This window comes from Leifsonia sp. TF02-11, from assembly GCF_017565305.1.
In the GTDB taxonomy this organism is placed as follows: domain Bacteria; phylum Actinomycetota; class Actinomycetes; order Actinomycetales; family Microbacteriaceae; genus Leifsonia.
Genome location: NZ_JAGEKP010000030.1, coordinates 1 through 20,976 on the forward strand (window position 1 = coordinate 1; position 20,976 = coordinate 20,976).

A 20,976-nucleotide genomic window follows, 5' to 3' on the forward strand; every position below is an offset into this window, starting at 1 on the left:
AACCGCGCGCGCGTGTGGCACGCGCACATTCGTGACGAATGTCGCGATTCGTGGCACGAATCACGACATTCGTGACCAATGTTGCGGACCGCGCGTGGGAGTGAGGCGCCCACATTCGTGACGAATGTCGGGATTCGTGGCACGAATGTGGTGATTCGTGACGAATGTTGCGGGGGCTAGTGGGGGGGTGCGGTGCAGGCGCAGCGCGACGAGTTGGCGGAGGTAGGCGCCGCCGTTCGCCAGCGACGCCTTCGAGACGCCGCCGTGACGCGCGCCGAAGTCGTACGGCACCTCCACGAGGGTGAGGCGGTGCCGCACCAACACCTCCAGCAGGATCTTGAAGCCGCGCGGCTGCAGCGCGTCCAGGTCGAGCGCATCGAGGCGCACCGCGAAGAATCCCGACATCGGGTCGCTGCACCCGTGCAGCCGACGCGGGAAGAGCGCGCGGGCGGCGACCGTGCTCGCGGACGATACGGCGTGACGGAAGCGGCCCTCCAGTCCCGACGCGCGACCTCCTGCGCAGTAGCGGGAGCCCAGGACGATCCCGGCGTCACGTTCCCGGCCGGTGATGACCAGCAGCGGCACGGCCTCCGGAGGGTGCTGGAGGTCACCGTCCATGACCACCACCCAGCGCCGCGCCGCCAGCCGCATCCCGGCGATCACCGCGCCGGACAGTCCCCCGTCGGGGTGTGGACGGTGGATGATCCGGATGGAGTGCGGCAGGCGCTCGGCCTCGGCCGTGGCCTCCCGCACCGTGTCGTCGGTCGAGTCGTCGACGACCAGCATCTCGCTGCGCTCCGGGTCGAGCAGCAGCGACAGCCGGTGGAGGAGCTCCGCGATGGACCCGGCCTCGTTGAAGGTCGGGACCACCACCGAGACATCGGTGAGAGGCGGCGTGCGATCATCCATACCTCGGTAGACCGCCGCGCCGCCGATTCGTCACGCGGGTCGACGGTCAGGCGCGGGGCGCAGGCTCCTCGTCGTCGGCCGCGACACCCGCGTGGGCCCGGAGCCGCGCCACCACGGGTCCGAGCGCGAAGGCGGCCAGCAGGAGCACGACGATCCCGATCGCGAGGGGGAGGCTGCCGCCGACCAGCGTCGGCAGGTTTTGGAGGATGAGCACGAGGAACACCAGCAGGCCGAGGAGGCCGAGCGCCGGCGCGATCGCGCGTCGCCACAGCGAGACACCGGTTCCGCGGTTGCGCGCGAAGAACACCAGCACCGCCACGCTCGTGATGCCGAGCAGCAGCACGATGCCCACCGAGGAGAAGCCGGCCAGCCACGTGTAGAACTGGTTGATCGGGTCGAGGCCCGTCACCACGCCGACCAGAAGCAGCACCCCGACGACGACGCCGGTCGCGACCGACGCGCGGTGCGGGGAGCCGAGGCGGGAGTGCGCGCGGCCGAGACGCTGCGGCAGCGCGGAGCGGCCCGACAGCGTGAACACGTACCGGGACACGATGTTGTGGAACGACAGGATGCACGCGAACAGGCTGGTGACGAACAGCACCTGGATGATGTGCTCGCCGACCGTGCCGAGGTACTGCTGCGTGACGTCCGCGAGCAGTGTGCCGCCGTGGTCCGTCGCCGTCTTGACGGCCTTCGAGTCGCCGACCGCGCTGATCAGCGCCCAGCTGGAGAGTGCGTAGAACACGCCGATGAGCACGAGCGAGAGGTAGGTGGCGCGCGGGATGGTGCGGTCGGGGTCGCGCGCCTCGTCGCGGAACACCGCGGTCGCCTCGAAGCCGATGAAGCTCAGGATGGCGAACAGGATGCCGATGCCCGGCGCGCCCGACAGAATCGCCGACGGCGTGACGATCCCGGTCGACAGGCCCTCGGGGGTGTTGCCGCCGAAGACGATGACGGCGTCGAGCACGAGCACGATGAGCACCTCGGCGACGAGCAGCACCGCGAGCACGCGGCCCGACAGCTCGATGTTGCGGTAGCCGAGGAACACGACGACGCCGAACGCGACGGCCGCGTAGATCCACCACGGCAGGCTGGGCACACCGTACGACCCGAGCAGGGAGTTCACGCCGGGGCCGATGAGCCCGAAGACCGCGGCCTCCAGGGTGATGTACGACAGCAGTGCGGCGAACCCGGTGCCCAGACCGGCGGCGCGGCCCAGGCTTCGGTCGACGTACGAATAGAAGGCGCCGGCCGACTTCACGTACGGGGTCATGGTCGTGAACCCGACGGCGAACAGCAGCAGCACGACGGTCGCGATCACGAACGTGAACGGGAAGCCGGTGCCGTTGCCGATGGCGATGCCGAGCGGCACCGGTCCGCCGATCACGCCGAGCGGCGACGCGGCGGCGACCACCATGAACACGATCGAGGCGACGCCGAGGTTGCCGCGCAGGCGCGAGCGGGTCGGAGCGGCGGATGCGGCGGGAGCCGTGGAGGGCGCCGGGGCGGCGCTGGTCTGGTCTTCGATGGCCATGAGGGGCTCTTTCGGGGAGGGAGAAGGAAGCGGGGCGGGACGGGTGGAGCAGAGACTAGCGACGCCGGACGTCCCGTGTCGCGATGGATTACCGAATGTGTCCGCCGTCCGCGTGGCGGCCGGCGACGAGGCGTCAGCCGACCGGCGCGCCCAGCGGCTCGCTCACCGGCTCGCCCAGCGTGATGCGCGCGGCGGGGTGCGGCTCCGACGGTCGTGCACCGGCCCCGCCGAGCTTCTCGCGCAGCGTCCCCGGCCGGTACGCGGTCTGGTAGCGGCCGCGCTTCTGCAGTTCGGGCACCAGCAGGTCGACGACGCCCTCGAAGGTCTCCGGCACGGCTGCTGCTGCGAGGTTGAAGCCGTCGACGCCTGTCTCGTCGACCCACTCCTCGAGCGCGTCCGCCACGGTGGCGGCCGAGCCGGCGATCACGGGGCCGTCGCCGCCGATGCGGGCATACTCGGCGATCTCCCGCACGGTCCACTCGCGGTCGGGGTCGGCCGCGCTGAAGGCCTTGACCACCGACTGGATGGCGTTGGAGTCCTGGTCGCGCAGCACCGCGTCGGGGTCCAGGGTGCTGAAGTCGATGCCGGTCCAGCCCGACATCAGGGTCAGTGCGCCGACGGTGGAGGCGACTTCCAGGTACTCCTCCAGCCGCCGCTGGGCCTCGGCGTCGGTCTCGGCGACGATCACGGTCTGCTGGTTGATCACGGCGACGGAGGCGGCGTCGCGGCCGGCGGCGGCGACGGCCTCCCTGAGCCCGGCGACCTGCTTGGTCAGCACGGCACGACTGGGCGCGGCGACGAAGACGTTCTCGGCGTGCTTGGCCGCGAACGCGAGGCCGCGCGCCGAGGCGCCGGCCTGGAACAGGAACGGCGTGCGCTGCGGGCTCGGCTCGCTGAGGTGGATGCCGGGGACGCGGAAGAACTCGCCCTCGTGCGCGATCGGCCGCACCCGCGACGGGTCGGCGTAGACGCCGGTGACCGGGTCGGCCACCACCGCGTCGTCGTCCCAGCTGGCCTGCCAGAGCTTGTAGACCACCTCGAGGTACTCCTCGGCGATCTCGTACCGGCGGTCGTGGGCCTCCTGGCCGCTCACGCCGAGGTTCAGTGCACCGCTGTTCAGGTAAGAGGTGACGATGTTCCAGCCGATGCGGCCGTTCGTCAGGTGGTCGAGCGTCGACATCCGGCGGGCGAACGGGTACGGGTGCTCGAAGGAGACACTGGCGGTCACGCCGAACCCGAGGTGCTCGGTCGCCGCGGCCATCGCCGGGATGAGCTGCAGCGGGTCGTTGACCGGCACCTGCACTCCCCCGCGCAGCGCCGCATCCCTGCTGCCTCCGTAGACGTCGTAGACGCCGAGCACGTCGGCGAGGAACACCGCGTCGATGAGGCCGCGCTCCAGGGTCTGCGCGAGCTCGATCCAGTAGTCGAGGTCGAGGTAGCGCCGCGACTCGTCGCGCGGGTGCCGCCAGAGGCCGGGCGAGAGGTGCCCGACCGTGTTCATCGTGAACGCGTTGAGCCGGATCTGCTGGGCCATGCCGTCGTCGCCGCTCAGATCCAGGAGTGCCGCGCGGGCAGCGTGCCGTTGAGCGCGTAGTCGCCGATGATGACCGGCTTCCAGCGCACCGGGTCGTGCAGCGTGTGGACGCGCGCGTTGCGCCAGTAGCGGTCGAGTGCCTTCGCACCGAGGGCCGAGCGCGTGCCGCCCAGCTCCAGCAGGCGTGTGGAGGCCTCGAGCGACAGCTCGGTGGTGAGCACCTTCGCGCGGGCGACGGCGATGGAGGCCGCGGCCACGTTGGCCTCGTCGGCCGCCGGCTTGGCCGCGTCGATGGCCTCGCCCGCCTTCTCGGTGAGCGCTTCCGCTGCGGCCAGGTCGATGTCGAGGCGGCCCAGACGCTCCAGGGTCAGCGGGTCCTTGGTCGCCGAGTCGACGCCGCTGTCGATCCAGGGCCGCGCCGCCCGCACCGCGTCGTGCGTCTCGCGGATGGCGCCGCGCGCGATCCCGAGATCGACAGCGGCGGTCGTGAGCTGGGCGAACGGACCGGCGATGGTCGGGTTCTCGTACTCGGTGTGCATCGGGAAGACGCGCTCGACCGGCACGCGGAGGTCCTCCAGCACCACCGAACCGCTGGAGGTCGCCCGCTGTCCGAACGCCGACCAGTCGTCGACGACGGTGAGGCCCTCGGAGTCGCGCTCGGTGAAGACCAGCTGCTCGAGGCCGTCCTCATCGACGGCCAGCACCGGGATCCAGTGCGCGTACGCCGAGCCGGTGGAGTAGAACTTGCGGCCGCTGACCACGACCTCGTCGCCGTCGCGGACGAGCCGGGTCTGGATTTCGGCCACGTTCTTGCCTCCGGCCTCCGAGAACGCGTTCGCGAAGCGGGCGCCCGACAGCACCAGCCCGAAGAAGAAGGCCTTCTGCTCCGGCGTTCCGGAGAGTCGGATGTCCTCCACGAGGCAGAAGTGGTTCTGCGGGATCTGCCCGAGCGACGGCTCCACCGCCGAAACGGTCGCGATGACGTCGGCGAGGGTCGCGTGCGAGACCTCTGCGCCGCCGAACTCGCGCGGGATGGTGATGGCCCAGAGTCCGGTCGCGCTGAACGCGTCGACGACCTCGATCGGGATGCGCCGCTCGGCGTCGATCTGCGCCGCGTAGGGACGCACGGTCTCGGCGAAGTCGCGGGCGGCTGCGCGCGCCTCCGCATCGGAGGCGATCACGTGCGCCGGTGCGTACGGGCGGGCGATCGCGGGGCTGACGGCGGTGTCGCTGGGCATGCTGCTACCTCGGGAGGGTCTCGGGACGGGTTCCGTTGCGCAGAACGCTATCGTCCGGAGCGGGCCTCCTGCGGCCCGGCTGCAATGCGCCGTAACGTGAGCCGGACGCGAGCGCGGTGAGGCACTATGGGCGCATGGACGTGCCGTTCTTCTGGATCGATGTGTTCGCCGAGCGCGCCCTGGAGGGCAACCCGCTCGCGCTCGTGCCCGACGCCGATGAGCTGACCGAGCCGCAGCTGCGCGCCATCGCGCGTGAATTCAACCAGTCGGAGACGACGTTCCTGTGCGCCCCGACCGCGGCCGGCGCCGCGGTGCGCCTCCGCTCGTTCACCCCGGCGGGGGTGGAGGTCGGCGGCGCCGGCCACAACGCGATGGGCGCGTGGATCTGGCTGGCCGGGTCCGGGCGGCTCGACCCGGACCGCGACAGCTACCTGCAGCAGATCGGGGACGACCTCCTGGAGGTCACGGTCTCGCGCGCGCGGGACGGCCGGCCGGTGGTGTCGATGCGGCAGTCGCCGCCAGTGTTCCCCGGAACGCCCCCGGTCGATGTCGCAGCGCTCGCGGCGGCGCTGGGGCTTGCGGTCGACGATGTCGTCGCGTCATCGGTGCCGGAGGTCGGCTCGACGGGCGCAGGGCACCTCCTCGTGCGTGTGGCCGGGGTCGCCGCGGTGGATGCGGCCCGGCCCGACAGCGCAGCACTGGCGACGCTGCTGGCGCACGCGGGCGGCGAAGGCTGCTACGTCTACACGCTCGACGCGGGCGCCGGCCGCCACGCGTACGCACGCTTCTTCAATCCGACGGTCGGCATCGCGGAGGACCCGGCGACCGGCACGGCCGCGGGTCCGCTGGCCGCCCTGCTGGTGCGCGACGGTGTCGCCGCGTCCGGCGAGCCGGTGCGCATCGAGCAGGGCCGCGCGCTCGGCAGGCCGAGCCTGCTGACCGTCACCGTCGATGGCGCGCGCGTGACGCTGACCGGCTCCGGCGTCGTCGCCGCCGCCGGCACGCTCTACCTCTGAGCCTCGCACCCCGGAGGGTCACCGACATTCGTCACGAATCTCGAGATTCGTGGCACGAATCGGCACATTCGTCACGAATCTCGTGACTCGTGGTGCCGCGGGGGCGCTACGCGGCGACGCGACGGCCCCGGCCGGCGAAGACGCGGGAGGCGACCAGGTTCCAGAGCCCGGCGAACAGCAGCACGCCCGCGACGCCGTTGAGCACGCCGCCCACGACGTCCGAGCCGTAGTGCACGCCCACGTAGAGCCGCGACCACATCACGAGGAGCACGAAGAGTGCACCGACGACGAGGACGATCGTGCGCGCGAGAGTTCCCCGGCAGACCATCGCGAGCGCCGTCACCAGCGCCGCTGCGAAGACCACGTGACCACTCGGGTAGCTGAGGGTCGCCGGGTTCACGTGCAGCAGATGGGTCAGGCCGGCGGTGGTCGGGCGCGGTTCGGCGACGACGGTCTTCACGACCAGCGTCGTGATCCAGCCGAGACCGGTCACCACCACGGTGCCGAGCGCGAGCCTCCAGCCCTTCACTAACAGCAGGATGATGAAGACGATGACCAGGATGACACCGACCACGGTCACCTGGTCGATCTTGTCGAGCAGCAGAGCGATCTTGTCGAGGAACGGCGAGTTCACCCGGTTGATGGAGGCGCCGAGCGACTCCATCCGGAGAGCGGGAATCCACTTGGCCGCGAAGCCGAGCGCGAAGGTCAGGGCGAACAGGACCACGGTCCAGACGATCCAGTGACGAGGGATGCGGAGCTGGGCTGGCTTCACGGGCGGAGACTCCTCTCGAGCGGAACCACCAGTCAAACACTGTACGGCTCAGCAACTTCTAAGAGAGGCGGCCGAACCTGAGTGTTTTCACAGGCTCGCTAGATCAGGTGCGACTGCGCAGCATATGCGGCGGCGGCCGCCCGCGACCCGAGGCCGAGCTTGGTCAGGATGTTCGCGACGTGCCGATGGACGGTGTGCTCGCTGACCGTCAGCTCGCGGGCGATCTCGGCGTTCGTCCGTCCACGCGCTATGAGGCGGAGCACCTCGCGCTGCCGCGCGGTGAGATCCGTCGCGTCCGTCGACGAATGAACCCCGAGCTCCGCGAAGATCGTCCGGGCGGTGTCCCGCTGTTCCGCGGCTCCAGCGGCGTCGCCGAGGGCCGCCAGAGCGATGCCGAGGGACCGCCGGCTCTGCGCCTCCTCGTAGCGCAGCCCGGACACTGCGAACATCCGCACCGCTTCGCGCCACCAGATCAGCGCGGGCGTGCCAGAGGAGACGGACGCCGCCGCGGCTGCCGCGAAACCCCGCAGCGGGTCGGTCGACACACGTCGGGCGATGGCCTCGAGCTCGTCTGCGAGCCGTCGCGCATCGTCCCCCTTGGCGATCGCCACAGCCGCATCGACCGCGGCGGGCAGCACGGCCGCACGGGCGAGCAGGTTGGTCGGCGGGATCGCGTCGAGGAGCCCGGACAGCTCGATCCACGCCCCGTCCGGCTCGCCCCGGTCGATCCGGAGGCGCGCCCTGCTGATGACCGCCGGCCCGAAGAACTCCGCCTGCCGCAGAAGCGCCTCCGCTTCCACGAGCCGACCCTGGCGGCGCCGCAGCTCGCCGAGCTCGGCGACCGCTTCGACGCGAGACTCCCGGCGGGAGCCGGCGAGCGTGTCCAGCGTCCGACGCAGCTGGGCGTCGGCATCCGCCCACGAGCCGCGCGAGACGAGGACTGACGCGTACTGGATCCTGCACACCGACGTGAGCGGGGTGAGGTCTCGGACCGTGCTCATCGCCTCGACCCGAGTACACCAGTCGGCCGCACGCTCGATGTCCTGCGATCGGCGGCACGCGACGATGAGCCAGCAGCAGATTTTGCCCATCCACATCGGGTCGACGACGTCGCCCGCCGTCGCGGCCGCCACCGCTCCGTCGAGCAGTCGCATCCCGTCGTCCACCTCGCCAGCCATCACCAGCGCCAGGCCCGCGTATGCCTGTCCGGCGAACGCCAGATCGTCATCGGCCGTGTCCCTCCCGATCACGGAAGCACGCCGCGCCGCGGCCAGTGCTGCGTCAGTGTCGTCGTCCAGAGTGAGCGCGAGCTCGGCACCGCGCACCGCGTGCCAGCCGTGCTCCGCGCGGATGGGGAGGTCTTTCAGGAGGTCCGTTGCGCGGGCGTACCAGCCCCTCGCGACCGCCGGACCCTGCCCGAAGAGCACCGCATCCCAGGCGAGCGACGTCGCGGCCCGTGCGGCACCGACGTCATCACCGCGTTCGCGGTACCCACGGTAGGCGGCCTCGCGCGACGCCAGACACGCGTCGCCGTCGTCGAGCCACCAGAACGCCTGGGCAAGGCCCTCGCGAGCCTCTGGCGCCTCGGTCTCATCCAGAAGCGCCTCGAACCCGCGAACGGCCTCGGTCCACGCTCCCCGCCTCAGGGCGTCGAGGGCCGAAGCACGTTCCGGAGACTTGATCACGTGCTTCAGCTTCGCCCGTGGAGCGGGCCACGGCAACAGCGTCAGACCGCGACTCCCGCGGCGAGCGACTTGACGTCGTTCGTGGTCAGCGGGTTGCCGGCGATGCCCCAGTCGCCGCTCCGCACCTCCTCGACCACGCACCACGTGACGGGACGCATGTTCTCCCCCTCGATCGTGACCATGGCGTCGGTCAGAGCGCGGATGATGTCCTGCTTCTGATCCGCGGTGAACACGTTCTCGATGACCTTGACATTGATGAGCGGCATCGGTCCGCCTCCTCCTCCGTCACTCCCGCCGGTCGGGAGTGTTTGCTCCACGGTCGCAGGACGGCGCGCGGGAATCGTCGGCCGAAACGGCCATCTCTCCTCGGGGTCGGGGTGGCCCGAACGGGCCATGGCGGCTGCTCCGGATCCGGTGCGGTCGTGCTAGCGCGCCTTGCGCGCCGCGATGCGCGGGCGCTCGACCACGATCCGGACACCCGAGCGGTGCAGCGCCAGGAGGAGCACCGCCGCGAGGGTGCAGGCGAAAACCGTCGCCACACCCCAGCCGATCGCGCCGCTCGGATTGTCGCGGATCGTCGCCAGATACCAGCCGGCCGTCCAGGGGAGGGCGGCAAGCGCGACGACGCCCACGGCCCCGGGCCGGCGCAGCAGGAGGAGGACGATCGCGACGACGATCAGCAGCGCGACCACGACGGCGGGCGGGACGCGTGCTGCGAAGACATACCAGAACTGGCGGTCGGACGGCATGTCCGGGGTCAGCATCGCGTTCCACGCGTAGACACCGACGAAGAGCAGGATCCAGAGCGGGACACCGATCACGAGCGCACGCCGGCTCGGCACGGCCGAGGCGGCGACGAAGGCGGCGAGGGCGAAGAACACCAGATTCGTCGCGCTCGGACCGTCCCATCCCGGGACGAGCGCGTTCGCCGACGGCAGCAGCATCGCGACGACGCCGCTCACCGCAAGGACCACGCGCGACGCGCGGCCAGAGCCGATGAGGAACAGCACCAGCGCTGCCGACCACAGCACGGTCAGCACCACTCCTGGGCTGAGGAACGACCCGAAGGTGCTCACGTCGGGCGTCGTCTCCCGAAGCCACGACCGGTAGCGGGAGAACGGCGCCCACCAGCTGCTCCAGAATGCGACGAGCGAGAAGGCGAACCCGTAGCCGAACGCGAGTGTCGCCGCCCCGGAGCGCACGCCGGCCGGGAGGACCACCGCGGCGCGAGCCGCCAGGCCGCGAAGCACCAGGTCGGTCAGCTCGCCGGGCGCGGGCTCCGTGCGGCCATCGTGGTCGGCTCCGTCCAGCAGCATCCCGACGACGGCGTCGGCATTGTGTCGTCGCCACGACTCCGGATACCAGCGCAGTGCCGCCCGGTACCGCGCCTCGAGCTCCCGCGTCATCGACTCACCGCCCCGGCGATCGTGGTCCCCGGTCGTCGGCGCAACCGCTCGCGCGCCCGGCTGGCGTTCTCTTCGAGTCGGGTCGCCTCCTCGGCGAGGCGCTCGCGCCCCGAGTCGGAGAGGGCGAAGTACCGCCGCAGCCTCCCGTTGACGACCTCGTCGCGCACGTGCTCGACCAGCCCGGCGCTCTCGACCCGCTCGACGATCGCGTAGAGCGATCCGACCTTCAGCGTGATCCGCCCGTCCGAGAGGTCGGCCACTTCGGTGAGGAGCGCGTAGCCGTGCTTCGGGCCATCGGCGAGGGCGGCGAGGACGAGGAAGGAGGGCTCGCGGAGTTCGATGGTCATGCGAGCATGATACTCATGCTGGATGACTATTGCTAGCCGCCTGCCGCCGAAGGGCGAAGGCGGAGCGCAGGCGGAGTGCTCAGGCCACGTTGGCGGGTCGGGTGTTGACGACCTCCACGTGCGAGTCGATGAACGAGTGCACGCTCTCATGGATGTGGTACTGGGTGTGCGAGAGCCGCGCGTCGCGCGAGTGCAGCGTTGTGCGGGCGGCGGCCCGGCGCGAGCGGATGCCGAGCAACGAGACGGCGGCGCCGATGACGACGGCCAGCACCGCCACTCCCGCCACCGCACTGGCCATCAGCAGCCAGCCGGGGGTGAGTCCGGCGTTGAGCACGAGGTCCAGAGCGACCCCGGTCAGCGCCAGCAGCACCACGGAGACGACGACGGTGCGCCGCGCCAGGGTGAGCGCAGGGACCGCGAGCAGCGCAGCGGCCTCGGCGATCTCGCGCTCCTGCTGGCGGCGGCGCTCCTTCGCCCAGTGCAGGTCGCGCTCGTGGCGGCGGGCGAGCCGTTGCGCGTCGTCGTGGGCGCGATCGTAGGCGGGCAGAGTGTTCACAGACGTGTCCTTCGGGTAGACGTGGCTGTCATCGGGTGGGTGGTGCGGGCGCGCGTGTGCGCGTGGTCTCGCGGAGGTCGCCCGTCAGGACCGGGCGGCGCGTCAGTTGACGGGGGTCGAGACCACGGAGGTGGAGGCCGCCGCGGTCGGCGCCGTCGGCGCGGAGAGCGGCGCCACCGAGGCGAGCGTCGGAGCGGGACCGAACGCGGGTGCGGTCACGGTCGACGGCGGCGCGGGAGGCGGGGTGAGCGCTACGACCGGAGCGAGCGTCGGAGCGGACGCGGATGGAGCGGACGGGGACGGTGCGGCGGGCGCGCCGGCGTCCGCGGCTCGGCGACCGCTCGGGGTCGGCAGGGACTCCGGAGCGCGCAGGCCGATGTCGGCGAGCGTGCTGTCGGTCCAACCGGCTCGGGTGGCGCTCTGCCAGGCCGACAGGTAGTCGGCGATGGCGGCATCCAGGCCGTTGAGTCGCCTGGCGAGTTCGCGCACGGCGTCGAGTCGCGCGGTGATCTCGGATTCGAGGAGCACGTGTGCGCGCTCCGCTGCCGTCTCAGGGTCGACGGCGCCAAAGGGCTGGGTCATGGTACGTCCTTCCGCTTGCGTCGGGTCGGTGCAAAAGGCTGTAGCTGGCGACGCTGCGATGCGTCAGTGAGGAGCATAGCTAGAAAGAACGGTCTGTAGGTTGTTTGGAGGACAGCAATTTGTCCCCCAAATCGGGCGACACGGGCGGCGGCGCCGCGCGCAACTCCGGAGGTCGCCGGCGACACGCCGCGCGCCGGTCCGGAACTCCGGAGATTTCGCGCCCGACCAGCCACATCTCCGTATCTACGGACCCCACGCGCGACCTCCGCGCCGGTCCGGAACTCCGGAGAACCGGCCGCTGACGGGCGGGATCTCCGGAGGAACGGGCATCTCGGCGGCGTAGCGGCCGAGACCTCCGGACTTGCCAACCGGCCCCGCTCCGCGCCCTACGGTCGCAGCAGCACCTTGCCGGTGCGGCCCGACCGCGCCGCGACCTCCACCGCCTCGCGCACCTGGTCGAACCCGAACACGCCCTCCACTGGGAGGGTGATCGCCCCAGTCGACGCGGCGCGGATCAGCTCGCCGAACAGCTCGCCCCGCTTCGCCGGCGCCATGGCCGCGCTCACCTTGCTGCCCCAGAATCCCTTGATCGTCGCCTGCTTGAAGATCAGGTCGCCCGACGAGAGCTGCATCCCGTCGCTTCCCATCGCGCCGAACGACACGAGGGTGCCGTTCTCCGACAGAAGCGACAGGAGGTCGCCGCTCGACTCCCCGCCGACCGAGTCGACGGCGACCGCGATCGGCGCGCCGTCGGCGAGGGCGCGCACCCGGTCGCGCCAGTCGTCGTCGCTCGTCGCCACCAGGTTCGGGATGCCCTGCGCGGCCAGCGCGTCGGCGTCGTGCCGGCGGCGGACCAGGCCGATGACCTTCTCGCCGCGTTCGAGGGCGAACTGGGCGAGCAGCCGGCCGACCGCGCCGTTCGCCGCGTTCTGCAGCACGACCTCCCCCGGCTTCACCTCGAGGAAGTCGAGGAGACTGAGGGCACTGAACGGCATCGCGACCAGCTGGGAGGCGACCTCGTCGCTCAGCCCGTCCGGCACGGGGATCAGTGCGCCGGCCGGGGCGATGAAAGCCTCCGCCCAGACGCCGAACGTGCCGCCCGTGACCACACGCTGCCCGACCGCGAGCCCCTCCACGCCCTCGCCGAGCGCGTCGACGATGCCGACGGCCTCGGTTCCCGCCCCCGCGGGGAGCGTCGGCTTGAAGCCGTAGGTGCCGCGGATGGTCCACAGGTCGTGGTTGTGGATGGGCGACAGCACGGTGCGCACGCGCACCTGTTTCGCCCCCGGTTCGGGGAGCGGCCGCTCCTCCACCTTCAGGACCCTGGCCGGGTCGCCGAACTCCTCCTGGACGATCGCGCGCATAGCCTCCAGCCTAAGCGGGCACGCCCGCCCCTGCGAGAGCCTTCTCGAGCATCCCCTCGTACGCGCGCTTGGCGTCGTCGTGCACGCGCGCGCCCTCGGCCGTGATGCCCACGAAGAGCGCACGGCGGTCGTAGTCGCAGGTGTTCCGCTCGACGAGGCCGGCCTTCACCAGCCGCTCGACGATCCGGGAGAGGGCACTCTGGGTCATCGGCGTGAGGTCGACGAGGTTGCGCATGGTGCACGACTCGTTCGCGTAGCCGGCGACGAGGTCGAGCACCTCGTACTCGCTCAGACCGAGCTGGTGCCCCTGCTGGAGGGTGCGCTCGAGCTCCGCCGCCGTGCTGAGGTAGAGGCCCTGCAGCTCTCGCCAGCGGGCCGAGATGTCGACCGGTTCGTTCACGGCTGCAATGATACGCGCGTTTTCATGCGAATTAGATGAATGTGCATACTTTGCTGACACAATCTATTCCGTGTCATAGACTTGCCGGGTGCTGAACTCCGATACCGCCTCCCGCCCCGCTGTCCGGCCGCCGGCGACGCCCGCCGGATCCACTCGCGTCACCTGGAGCCGCGCCCGCTGGCTGCTGCTCTTCGCCACCTGCATCGTCATCGCCCTCGACGGTCTCGACGTCTCCATGGTCGGCGTCGCCCTCCCCTCCATCGGCAAGGAGCTGGGCCTGGAGCCCGGCGCCCTGCAGTGGATCGTCTCCGGCTACGTGCTGGGCTACGGCAGCCTCCTGCTGCTCGGCGGCCGTCTGGCCGACCTGCTCGGTCGCCGCACGGTGCTCCTGGTCGCGCTGAGCGTCTTCACCATCGCCTCGCTCGCCGGAGGCCTCTCCGCCGATGCCGGGCTGCTCATCGCCAGCCGCTTCGTCAAGGGCGTGGCGGCCGCCTTCACGGCTCCGGCCGCCTTCTCGCTGATCACCACCAACTTCGAGGAGGGCCCCGAGCGCAACAAGGCCATCTCGATCTTCACGACGTTCGCCGCGAGCGGGTTCTCGCTCGGCCTGATCATGAGCGGGTTGATGACCTCACTCAGCTGGCGCTGGACGTTCCTCTTCTCCGTGCCGCTCGCGGTGCTCGCCCTCGTGCTCGGCTTCTTCTTCGTGCCGAAGGACCGCCGCGAGCGCGGCGCCGGCCACGACATCCCGGGAGCTGTCCTCCTCGCTGCGGGCATGCTGCTGCTCGTCTACACGGTCGTGTCGGCACCCGGCGCCGGCTGGGGCTCACCGCAGACCATCCTCGGATTCGTCGTCGCCGGGGCGCTGCTGGCTGCGTTCGTCGTGCTGGAGCTGCGGGTGCGGCACCCGCTGATCCGGTTCGGGATCTTCCGGGTCGCCTCCGTTCTGCGGGCCAACCTCACGGCGATCACGCTCTTCGGCTCGTACGTCTCGTTCCAGTTCGTGCTCACCCTCTACCTCCAGGACGTGCTCGGCTGGTCGCCGCTGGCCATGGCGCTCGCACTGCTGCCCACCGGACTGGTCGTCGTGCTGAGCGCCCCGTTCACCGACCGCCTGATCGACCGGTTCGGGTCGACGGTGCTGATCATCATCGGCCTGGGCTCGCTCTCGGCCGGCTACCTGCTGTTCCTGCGACTCGGCACCGCGCCCGTGTACTGGTCGGATGTGCTGCCGCCCGTCGTGCTGCTCGGCGTCGGCTTCGGGATCGGCTTCCCCGCCATCCAGGTGCAGGCGACGACCGGCGTCCACGACGACGAGCAGGGCCTGGCGGCCGGTCTCGTGCAGACCAGCTCGCAGGTCGGCGGAGCGCTCGCTCTGGCGGTGACCACCGCGCTGATCGCGGGAGGCCCGGCCGGCTCGGGAGCGGGAGGCTCCGCCGCCCTCGCCGAGCAGCTCGCGCACTACCGCCCCGGGCTCTACCTGAGCGCCGGGCTGGCGGTCGCCGGTCTCGTCATCGCAGCGCTGCCCCGTCGCGCTCGCCGCCGCCGCGCCGCCTTCGTGACCGAACCGTAGACCCGCGCCGCCTGCTCCCGAGGGGCACGTTGTTGTCCCCTTCGCGTCGCGAAGGGGACAACAACGTGCCCCTCGTGCTGGGTGGGAGGGTTCCCAGGCGCGTCAGCGCTGCTCGACGGGGCCAGCGAGAGCAGGCGGCGCGACCCGGAAGAACCTGGTGCGCCAGAGCAGGTAGCCGAGGCCGAGCGCGACCCACACCCCGCCGACGACCATCGCGCTCGGCTCCAGGCTGAACCAGAGGGCGATGTTGATCGCCACTCCGAGCGCCGGCAGCACCACGAACCCGAGCGCCGCCCTCCAGCCACGCTCCTTCACGAAGCGGACGTAGGTGAAGATCACCGACAGGTTCACGAAGATGAACGCCACGAACGCGCCGAAGTTGATGAGGGAGGCCGCGCGGCTCAGGTCGAGGAACACCGCGGAGCATGCCAGCGCGGCGATCAGCAGCACGTTGCCGGCCGGCACGCCCGCCCGGTTCAGCCGCCCGAAGAACTTCCGCGGCAGCGCACCGTCGCGGCCCATCGCGTAGAGCAGACGCGCCGCGCTCATCTGCTGGGTGATCCCGCAGCCCAGCACGGCGACCATGTAGCCGCCGATGAACACGGCCTGGAAGGCGGCGCCGCCGATGTACTTCGCGATCTCCGGCGAGGCGCCGACGATGTTGCCGACGGCGGACACGTCGGGGAACAGCACCTGCATCACGTAGGTGACGCTGACGAAGAACAGCCCGGCGACGCCGACGATGATGAGGATCGCGCGCGGGATGTCCCTGCGCGGGTGTTCTGCCTCCTCCGCCAGGGTGCTCACCGCGTCGAAGCCGAGGAACGACAGGGCGAGGATGGCCGCGCCCGACACGATCGCCCCGGCATCGATCCCCGATGAGAAGAACGGCGTCAGCGAGAACGACGAGCCGTTCGCGCCCTCCGCGATGTTCTTGATCGTGAAGGCGACGAACGCGACGGCGACGACCACCTGGATGACGACCAGGATGACGTTGACCTTGGCCGCGATCCGGACCCCGATGAGGTTGAGCACCGTGCAGACGACGATCGTGGACACGATCCACACCCACGACGGCACCTCCGGGAACGCCGCCGTCATGTAGATCGCCGACAGCAGCGCGTTGATCATCGGAAGCAGCAGGTAGTCGAGCGTCGCCGCCCAGCCCACGAGGAACCCGAGGTGCGGGTTGATCGCCTCCCGCGTGTAGGTGTAGGCGGAGCCGGCCCGCGGGTAGAAGCGCACCATCTTCGCGTAGCTGAGCGCGGTGATCAGCACGGCGACGAGCACCAGCAGGTACGACAGCGGCACGTGCCCGTGCGTGATGTCGGCGACGATCCCGAACGTGTCGAAGACCGCGAGCGGCGCCATGTAGGCGAGCCCGAGGAACACGATGTGACGCAGGGTGAGGCTGCGGCGCAGGCCGGCGGCCTCCAGATCGCTCGGCGTCTCGGCCGAGCGGGCGGGAGCGATGGAGGGGTCGAGCTGGGACATTCGGGTGGATCCTTTCGCGGCGGCGGGAGAGGACGGGACGGTCGGTCCGGCCGGGGGCGACGGCCGAGAGTCGTAGCGAGGCCGGGTCAGTGGGCGGCGGAGCAGTGGGCGAGGGCGCCGTGCTGCTCGGGGACGGGCGCGTCGCGGTCGGCGTCGTGCACGATCGCGCCGCCCACGACGGTGAGCGCTGCGCGCTGGTCGAGCAGCGCGGCCGGGTCGCCCTCGTGCTGGTACAGGTCGTCCGACCAGGCGACGACGTCGGCGCGCGCTCCGACCCGGAGCACGCCGAGGTCGTCCTCCGCGTGCCAGGCCCAGGCGCCTTCGCGCGTGTAGCCGCGGAGGGCGTCGTCGAGGCCGAGGCGCTCGGCGGGCGTCCACGCGTCGCCGCCGTCGAGTCCGGCGCGCGTCAGCGCCGAGTAGAGGCCGACCAGCGGGTCCATCTCGCCGACCTGCCAGTCGCTCGACAGCGCGACGTGTGCACCGGAGGCCATCAGCGAGCGGAAGCGCCAGGCGCGGTCCCAGCGCTGCTCGCCGATGTTCTCCATCCAGGTGCCGGCGACGAGGTCGGGCGAGCAGTGCCGCGGCTGCATCGCCGCGGTGACGCCGAGGGCGGCGAAGCGGGGCAGGTCGTCGGGGTGCAGGCACTCGACGTGCACGATCCCGTGCCGGCGGTCGCGCGTGCCGTTCGTGCGCGCAGCCGCCTCGATCGCGTCGAGGGCGAGCCGGATGCCGCCGTCGCCCGTCGCGTGGGTGTGGGTCTGGAAGCCGAGCCTGTCGAGCTCGGTGACGATGCGGGTCAGCTCCCCCACGGGTGCGGAGGGGTGACCCCGGTGGCCTGGCCGGTTGGCGTAGTCGTCGAGCATCCAGGCGGTGTGCGGCTCGATCACGTCGTCGGCGTACAGCTTCACCGGTCCGAACCGCAGCAGGTCGCTCGCTGTCGCGCCGTCGACGGCCTCCCGCAGTTCGCTCCGGAAGGAGGCGTCGGCGTCGATCGGGTGGAACAGCGCCGCGATGACGCGCGACGAGAGCAGCCCGGCGTCGCGCGCCCTGTCGAACAGGCCCAGCTCGGCGAGCGGCACCTGCGGCTCGACGACCGTGGTGATGCCGCTCGCGGTGGCGAGCGCGAGGCTGCCGAGCAGCTTGCGGTAGCGGCGCTCCGGCGAGTACATCGGGATGTCGCGCTGGAGTCCCGCGAGCCCGGCAGTCGTCATCGCGCTGGTGTAGAAGTCGGTGACCCACCCGGTGGGCTCCCCGTGCTCGTCGCGCTCGGGCCTCCCCCACGGGATGTCGCCTCCCGACGCGATGCCGAGGGCGTGCAGGGCCGCGTCGTTGAGCCAGACCGAGTGCTGGTCGTACGTGGTGACGAACACCGGGCGGTCGGTGAGGCCGGCGAGGTCGGCCGCGTTCGGGCGGCGGCCGGTGACCACCGAGTAGACCGCGTTCTCGGCACAGATCCAGTCGAGGTCGGGCCGACGGTCGGCGAGGTCGCGGATGCGTCGGCGCACCTCCTCCAGCGTCTCAGCACCCTCCAGGCTGACCGCGTCCGGGTCGAAGCCGAGCAGGAGGTGGTTGTGGCTGTCGATGATGCCGGGCGTGACCAGCGCGCCGCCGAGATCGCGCGTCTCGCGGGCCGCGGGGGCGTCGGCGGCAGGGCCGACGTAGCTGATCCGGCCGTCGGTCACACCGACCGCTTCTGCCCAGGGGCCGGCGTCGTCGAACGTGCGGACGCGTGCTCCGGTGAGGAGGAGGTCGGTGTTCTGCGGTGCGGTCACGGTGGTTCCCATCGACGGTGAAGGAATTCTTTGACACTTGTGTCAAATAATTCCAGCAGTGTTCCACGCCTTCCCTCCGAATGTCAAGACGAGCGATTTCACCCGGAAGAGGTGATAGTGAACCAACCGGTCTATGCACCTGGCCCGCCACAGCCGGTGGGTCGACGCGTAGAACGGGAACCCGTCGCTGGAGGTCGCATGGTCCGTTTCTCAGGAGACACGTGGGAATCGCGCGGGCGGACAGTGCTGCGCAGGAGCCTGATCGACCTGCTCGACCGCGGCGAGCGCGCCTCCGCGGTGATCGTCGTCACCGCCCCTGCAGGCACCGGCAAGTCGACGCTGCTGCGCTCCTGGTGCGACGAGGACGCCGGCCGTCGAGCGTACCTCGACGCCGCCACTGACACCGACTGGATCGCCCGTCTCGACGCGCACGCCGCCTCCGGCGACGGTCGCACGGTCGTCGTCGACTCCATCGAGGCCGTGCGCGCGCGGACCGGCCGCGAGCGGCTCGTGGAGTACGTGACCGCATCCTCCGGTGCCGTCGTCCTCAGCGGACGCGATGTCCCCCTCGTGCCCTTCGCGACGGCTGAGGGGCGGCCCGCCGTCGCCGTCGGCGCCGGCGAGCTGGCGTTCCGTGCGGACGAGGCCGACGAGCTGCTGCGTTCCCGCGGCGTCGAGCTCCCCCGGCCCGCCCTCCTCTCGCTCGTCGCCCGCGCAGAGGGGAGGGCCGCCACGCTCGCACTCGCCGCGGAGGCGATCGCCCGCTCCCGCGACCGCGCGGCAGCGCTCTCCGCGATCAGCTCCTCCCCGGAGAGCCTCACCACGGTGCTCGCCCGCCTCCTGCTCGACGAGCTCGCGCCCGCGCAGTCCCAGCTCCTCCTGGCGCTGTCCACTGTGCCGGAGTTCGACGCCGAGCTCGCCGCGGTCCTCAGCGGACGCCCGGACGCCATCGCCGCCCTCGAACGGATCGGCTTCGGGTCGGGGCTCGTCGGCCGGACGGCCGGCGCCGCCCGCTCCGAGCCGCACGCCCGCTCCCGCCTCGAACCGGCCTTCCGCGACGGCGTCCTGACCGAGTTCATCGCCCGGGACGCGATCGGGCTCCTGCGGTTGCACAGCGTCGCCGCCGAGTGGCACGTCGCCGAGGGCGATATCGAGGCTGCGCTCGATCAGGCGCAGCGATCGAACTCTTCCGAGCTGGTCGAAGACCTGCTGCGACGGTTCGGCCTCGCCCTGGTCTTCCGGGGATCCACGCTGAGCGTCCGGGGCTCCCTCGCGCACCTGGAGGACCGCGGTGTGCTCACCGCGACGACCGGGCTCCTCGGCGCCCTCGTCTCCTCACCGCAACTGGCGGAGTCCGTCCGCGTCGATCACTTCCTGGCCCTCGCGGAGGACGAGGGCGCGCCGCGCTCTCCGGAGCGCGACCTCGTCGTGGCCGCGCTCCACGCGCTCCATGCCAGCACCGGACCCGAACTCGCGAGCGCCCTGGCACGGCTGGAGGCGGCGGAAGCGGTGACCGCGGAGCATCCGGCCGGCGGGGGCGGCCCGCTCGCCGTTCTGGACGCCCGACTGTTCGCCGAGGCCGCCAGAGCCAGGGTCGAGCTGTCGACCGGTCGCCTCGAGCGCGCTCTGACGCGAGCAGTCGCCGCAGCCGACAGCGCCGATGAATCCCAGCTGCCATGGCTCGAGCTGCTCGCGCTGGACACGGCGGCGAACGCGGCGAACGCGCTCTCCAACTGGCCCCTGGTCGGCATCCTCGAGAGCCGCATCGCCCGACTGGGCAGCCGATCGGCCGAACCGGAGAGCCTCGTCGACGCGAGCGCCCTGCTGCGCACCGCCGCAGCCGCCTATCGGTCGTGCGAGCCGTTCCGCCTCTCGCAGCTCGACGACATCATCAACGCGCAATGGCGGGCACTCGACGCGGTGGGTGTCCTCGCTCCCCGCGCTCTGCGTCTGCTCTTCCGGCTCGACGGCGGCGCCGACCCGCGCTCGGTCTTCGAGGAGATGGAGCAGCTGTTCGCGGTGAGCCTGCGCCGCCGGCCGGAGACCATCGCGCTCGGCGCCTTCCGGTTCCTCGACCTCGCGCTCCTGTATCGGGGCCGGAGCGTCGCGCGCGACTACGTGGAGCAGCTGACGACCGCGCTCGGGCCGGACAGCCTCGGCTCCGTCCTCGCGGCCGCACTCCTGCGCGAGGGCACGGTCGCCCAGGACTCCGGCGCTGCAGCCCTCGAACGCGCGCTCTCGGGAGGTTCGCGCGTCCTCGAGGGCACGAACCTGGTCGTCGGCTGGCTGCTGCTCGCCCACTGGTCGGCCGAAAGCGGAGACGAGGCACGAGCACGCCTGCGCCTGTCGAAGGCGCTCGCCCTGGCCGAGCGGATGCGCGCCAGGAGGCCGTTCCTCGCGCGCCAGGCGTTCGTGCGGCTGGTGGCGGAACGGCGCGGGACGTTCGGGGCTTCGGAGGCGTTCGCGGCCTCCGTCCTGGAGGCCGCGTCCGCGGTCGGGATCGCCCCCGAAGGCCGCCGCGCCCCGCAGAAGAGCCTGACGACGCGCGAGCGCGACCTCCTGCGGGAGCTCCCGCTGCACCAGACCGTCCTGGAGATCGCGGCCAAGCACAGCGTGAGCATCAACACCGTCAAGACGCACCTGCGGTCGATCTACGCGAAGGTCGGGGCGAGCGGCCGGGCGGATGCCGTTCGGCGCGCTCGCGAACTCGGCCTGCTCTGAACGGGGGAGAAATCACCCGATCCGGGTGAGCCGAGACCGACCGACCGATGTACAGGATCCACTCAACGTC

18 protein-coding genes are annotated in these 20,976 nt (G+C 71.4%); 3 read left to right on the forward strand and 15 right to left on the reverse strand.

Translation table 11 applies throughout. From position 1 onward, the window contains the following. Nucleotides 1-60: 60 nt before the first annotated feature. The 4 genes from JNB50_RS23645 to JNB50_RS23660 form a co-directional block, all read right to left on the reverse strand. Nucleotides 61-909: a glycosyltransferase gene (locus JNB50_RS23645; protein ID WP_208042547.1), complete on the reverse strand. Its 849-nt coding sequence runs from the start codon at nucleotides 907-909 to the stop codon at nucleotides 61-63. Nucleotides 910-955: 46 nt separating this feature from the next. Next, entirely contained in the window at nucleotides 956-2,443 is a 1,488-nt protein-coding gene (locus tag JNB50_RS23650) for an APC family permease (RefSeq protein WP_208042548.1), read from the reverse strand. A 133-nt stretch (nucleotides 2,444-2,576) separates the two neighbouring features. Next, nucleotides 2,577-3,977, reverse strand: a complete 1,401-nt coding sequence (locus JNB50_RS23655) for an LLM class flavin-dependent oxidoreductase (RefSeq protein ID WP_208042549.1) — start codon at nucleotides 3,975-3,977, stop codon at nucleotides 2,577-2,579. Between the two features lie 14 nt (nucleotides 3,978-3,991). Then, a complete protein-coding gene (locus tag JNB50_RS23660; protein ID WP_208042550.1) occupies nucleotides 3,992-5,215 on the reverse strand; it encodes an SfnB family sulfur acquisition oxidoreductase in 1,224 nt (407 codons plus the stop codon). A gap of 134 nt (nucleotides 5,216-5,349) precedes the next feature. On the opposite strand from JNB50_RS23660, the gene JNB50_RS23665 reads away from it, so the two are divergent. Further along, nucleotides 5,350-6,231 carry a PhzF family phenazine biosynthesis protein gene (locus JNB50_RS23665; RefSeq protein WP_208042551.1) on the forward strand — a complete coding sequence of 294 codons (882 nt, stop codon included), beginning with the start codon at nucleotides 5,350-5,352 and terminating at the stop codon, nucleotides 6,229-6,231. Nucleotides 6,232-6,337: 106 nt separating this feature from the next. Here the strand turns inward: JNB50_RS23665 and JNB50_RS23670 are convergent, their stop codons facing one another. The 9 genes from JNB50_RS23670 to JNB50_RS23710 form a co-directional block, all read right to left on the reverse strand. Further along, the gene (locus tag JNB50_RS23670; protein ID WP_208042552.1) at nucleotides 6,338-7,006 is read right to left on the reverse strand and encodes a phosphatase PAP2 family protein; all 669 of its coding nucleotides are present in this window, start codon (nucleotides 7,004-7,006) and stop codon (nucleotides 6,338-6,340) included. Nucleotides 7,007-7,104: 98 nt separating this feature from the next. Then, on the reverse strand, nucleotides 7,105-8,691 hold the full coding sequence (locus JNB50_RS23675; protein WP_307794854.1) for a LuxR C-terminal-related transcriptional regulator: 1,587 nt from the start codon (nucleotides 8,689-8,691) through the stop codon (nucleotides 7,105-7,107). Between the two features lie 41 nt (nucleotides 8,692-8,732). Beyond that, nucleotides 8,733-8,957, reverse strand: coding sequence for a 4-oxalocrotonate tautomerase family protein (locus JNB50_RS23680; RefSeq protein ID WP_208042553.1), 225 nt, complete (start codon nucleotides 8,955-8,957; stop codon nucleotides 8,733-8,735). 159 nt (nucleotides 8,958-9,116) lie between these two features. Next, entirely contained in the window at nucleotides 9,117-10,097 is a 981-nt protein-coding gene (locus tag JNB50_RS23685) for a hypothetical protein (RefSeq protein ID WP_208042554.1), read from the reverse strand. Then, entirely contained in the window at nucleotides 10,094-10,444 is a 351-nt protein-coding gene (locus JNB50_RS23690) for a PadR family transcriptional regulator (protein WP_208042555.1), read from the reverse strand. The genes JNB50_RS23685 and JNB50_RS23690 overlap by 4 nt, the downstream gene beginning before the upstream one ends. 79 nt (nucleotides 10,445-10,523) lie before the next feature. Continuing rightward, on the reverse strand, nucleotides 10,524-11,000 hold the full coding sequence (locus JNB50_RS23695; protein ID WP_208042556.1) for a hypothetical protein: 477 nt from the start codon (nucleotides 10,998-11,000) through the stop codon (nucleotides 10,524-10,526). Between the two features lie 102 nt (nucleotides 11,001-11,102). Next, the gene (locus JNB50_RS23700; RefSeq protein ID WP_208042557.1) at nucleotides 11,103-11,582 is read right to left on the reverse strand and encodes a hypothetical protein; all 480 of its coding nucleotides are present in this window, start codon (nucleotides 11,580-11,582) and stop codon (nucleotides 11,103-11,105) included. A gap of 386 nt (nucleotides 11,583-11,968) precedes the next feature. Then, nucleotides 11,969-12,946 carry a zinc-binding dehydrogenase gene (locus JNB50_RS23705; protein ID WP_208042558.1) on the reverse strand — a complete coding sequence of 326 codons (978 nt, stop codon included), beginning with the start codon at nucleotides 12,944-12,946 and terminating at the stop codon, nucleotides 11,969-11,971. 10 nt (nucleotides 12,947-12,956) lie between these two features. After that, nucleotides 12,957-13,346, reverse strand: a complete 390-nt coding sequence (locus tag JNB50_RS23710; protein WP_208042559.1) for a MarR family winged helix-turn-helix transcriptional regulator — start codon at nucleotides 13,344-13,346, stop codon at nucleotides 12,957-12,959. Nucleotides 13,347-13,434: 88 nt separating this feature from the next. On the opposite strand from JNB50_RS23710, the gene JNB50_RS23715 reads away from it, so the two are divergent. Then, entirely contained in the window at nucleotides 13,435-14,919 is a 1,485-nt protein-coding gene (locus tag JNB50_RS23715) for an MFS transporter (RefSeq protein ID WP_307794855.1), read from the forward strand. 102 nt (nucleotides 14,920-15,021) lie between these two features. On the opposite strand, the gene JNB50_RS23720 is transcribed toward JNB50_RS23715, so the two are convergent. Then, a complete protein-coding gene (locus JNB50_RS23720) occupies nucleotides 15,022-16,413 on the reverse strand; it encodes an APC family permease (protein WP_208042560.1) in 1,392 nt (463 codons plus the stop codon). Between the two features lie 86 nt (nucleotides 16,414-16,499). Further along, complete coding sequence (locus tag JNB50_RS23725; protein ID WP_208042561.1) at nucleotides 16,500-18,197, reverse strand: amidohydrolase; 1,698 nt, start codon at nucleotides 18,195-18,197, stop codon at nucleotides 16,500-16,502. 186 nt (nucleotides 18,198-18,383) lie between these two features. Here JNB50_RS23725 and JNB50_RS23730 point away from each other — a divergent pair, with 186 nt between their 5' ends. Beyond that, complete coding sequence (locus JNB50_RS23730; RefSeq protein WP_208042562.1) at nucleotides 18,384-20,906, forward strand: LuxR C-terminal-related transcriptional regulator; 2,523 nt, start codon at nucleotides 18,384-18,386, stop codon at nucleotides 20,904-20,906. The last annotated feature ends 70 nt before the right edge of the window (nucleotides 20,907-20,976 follow it).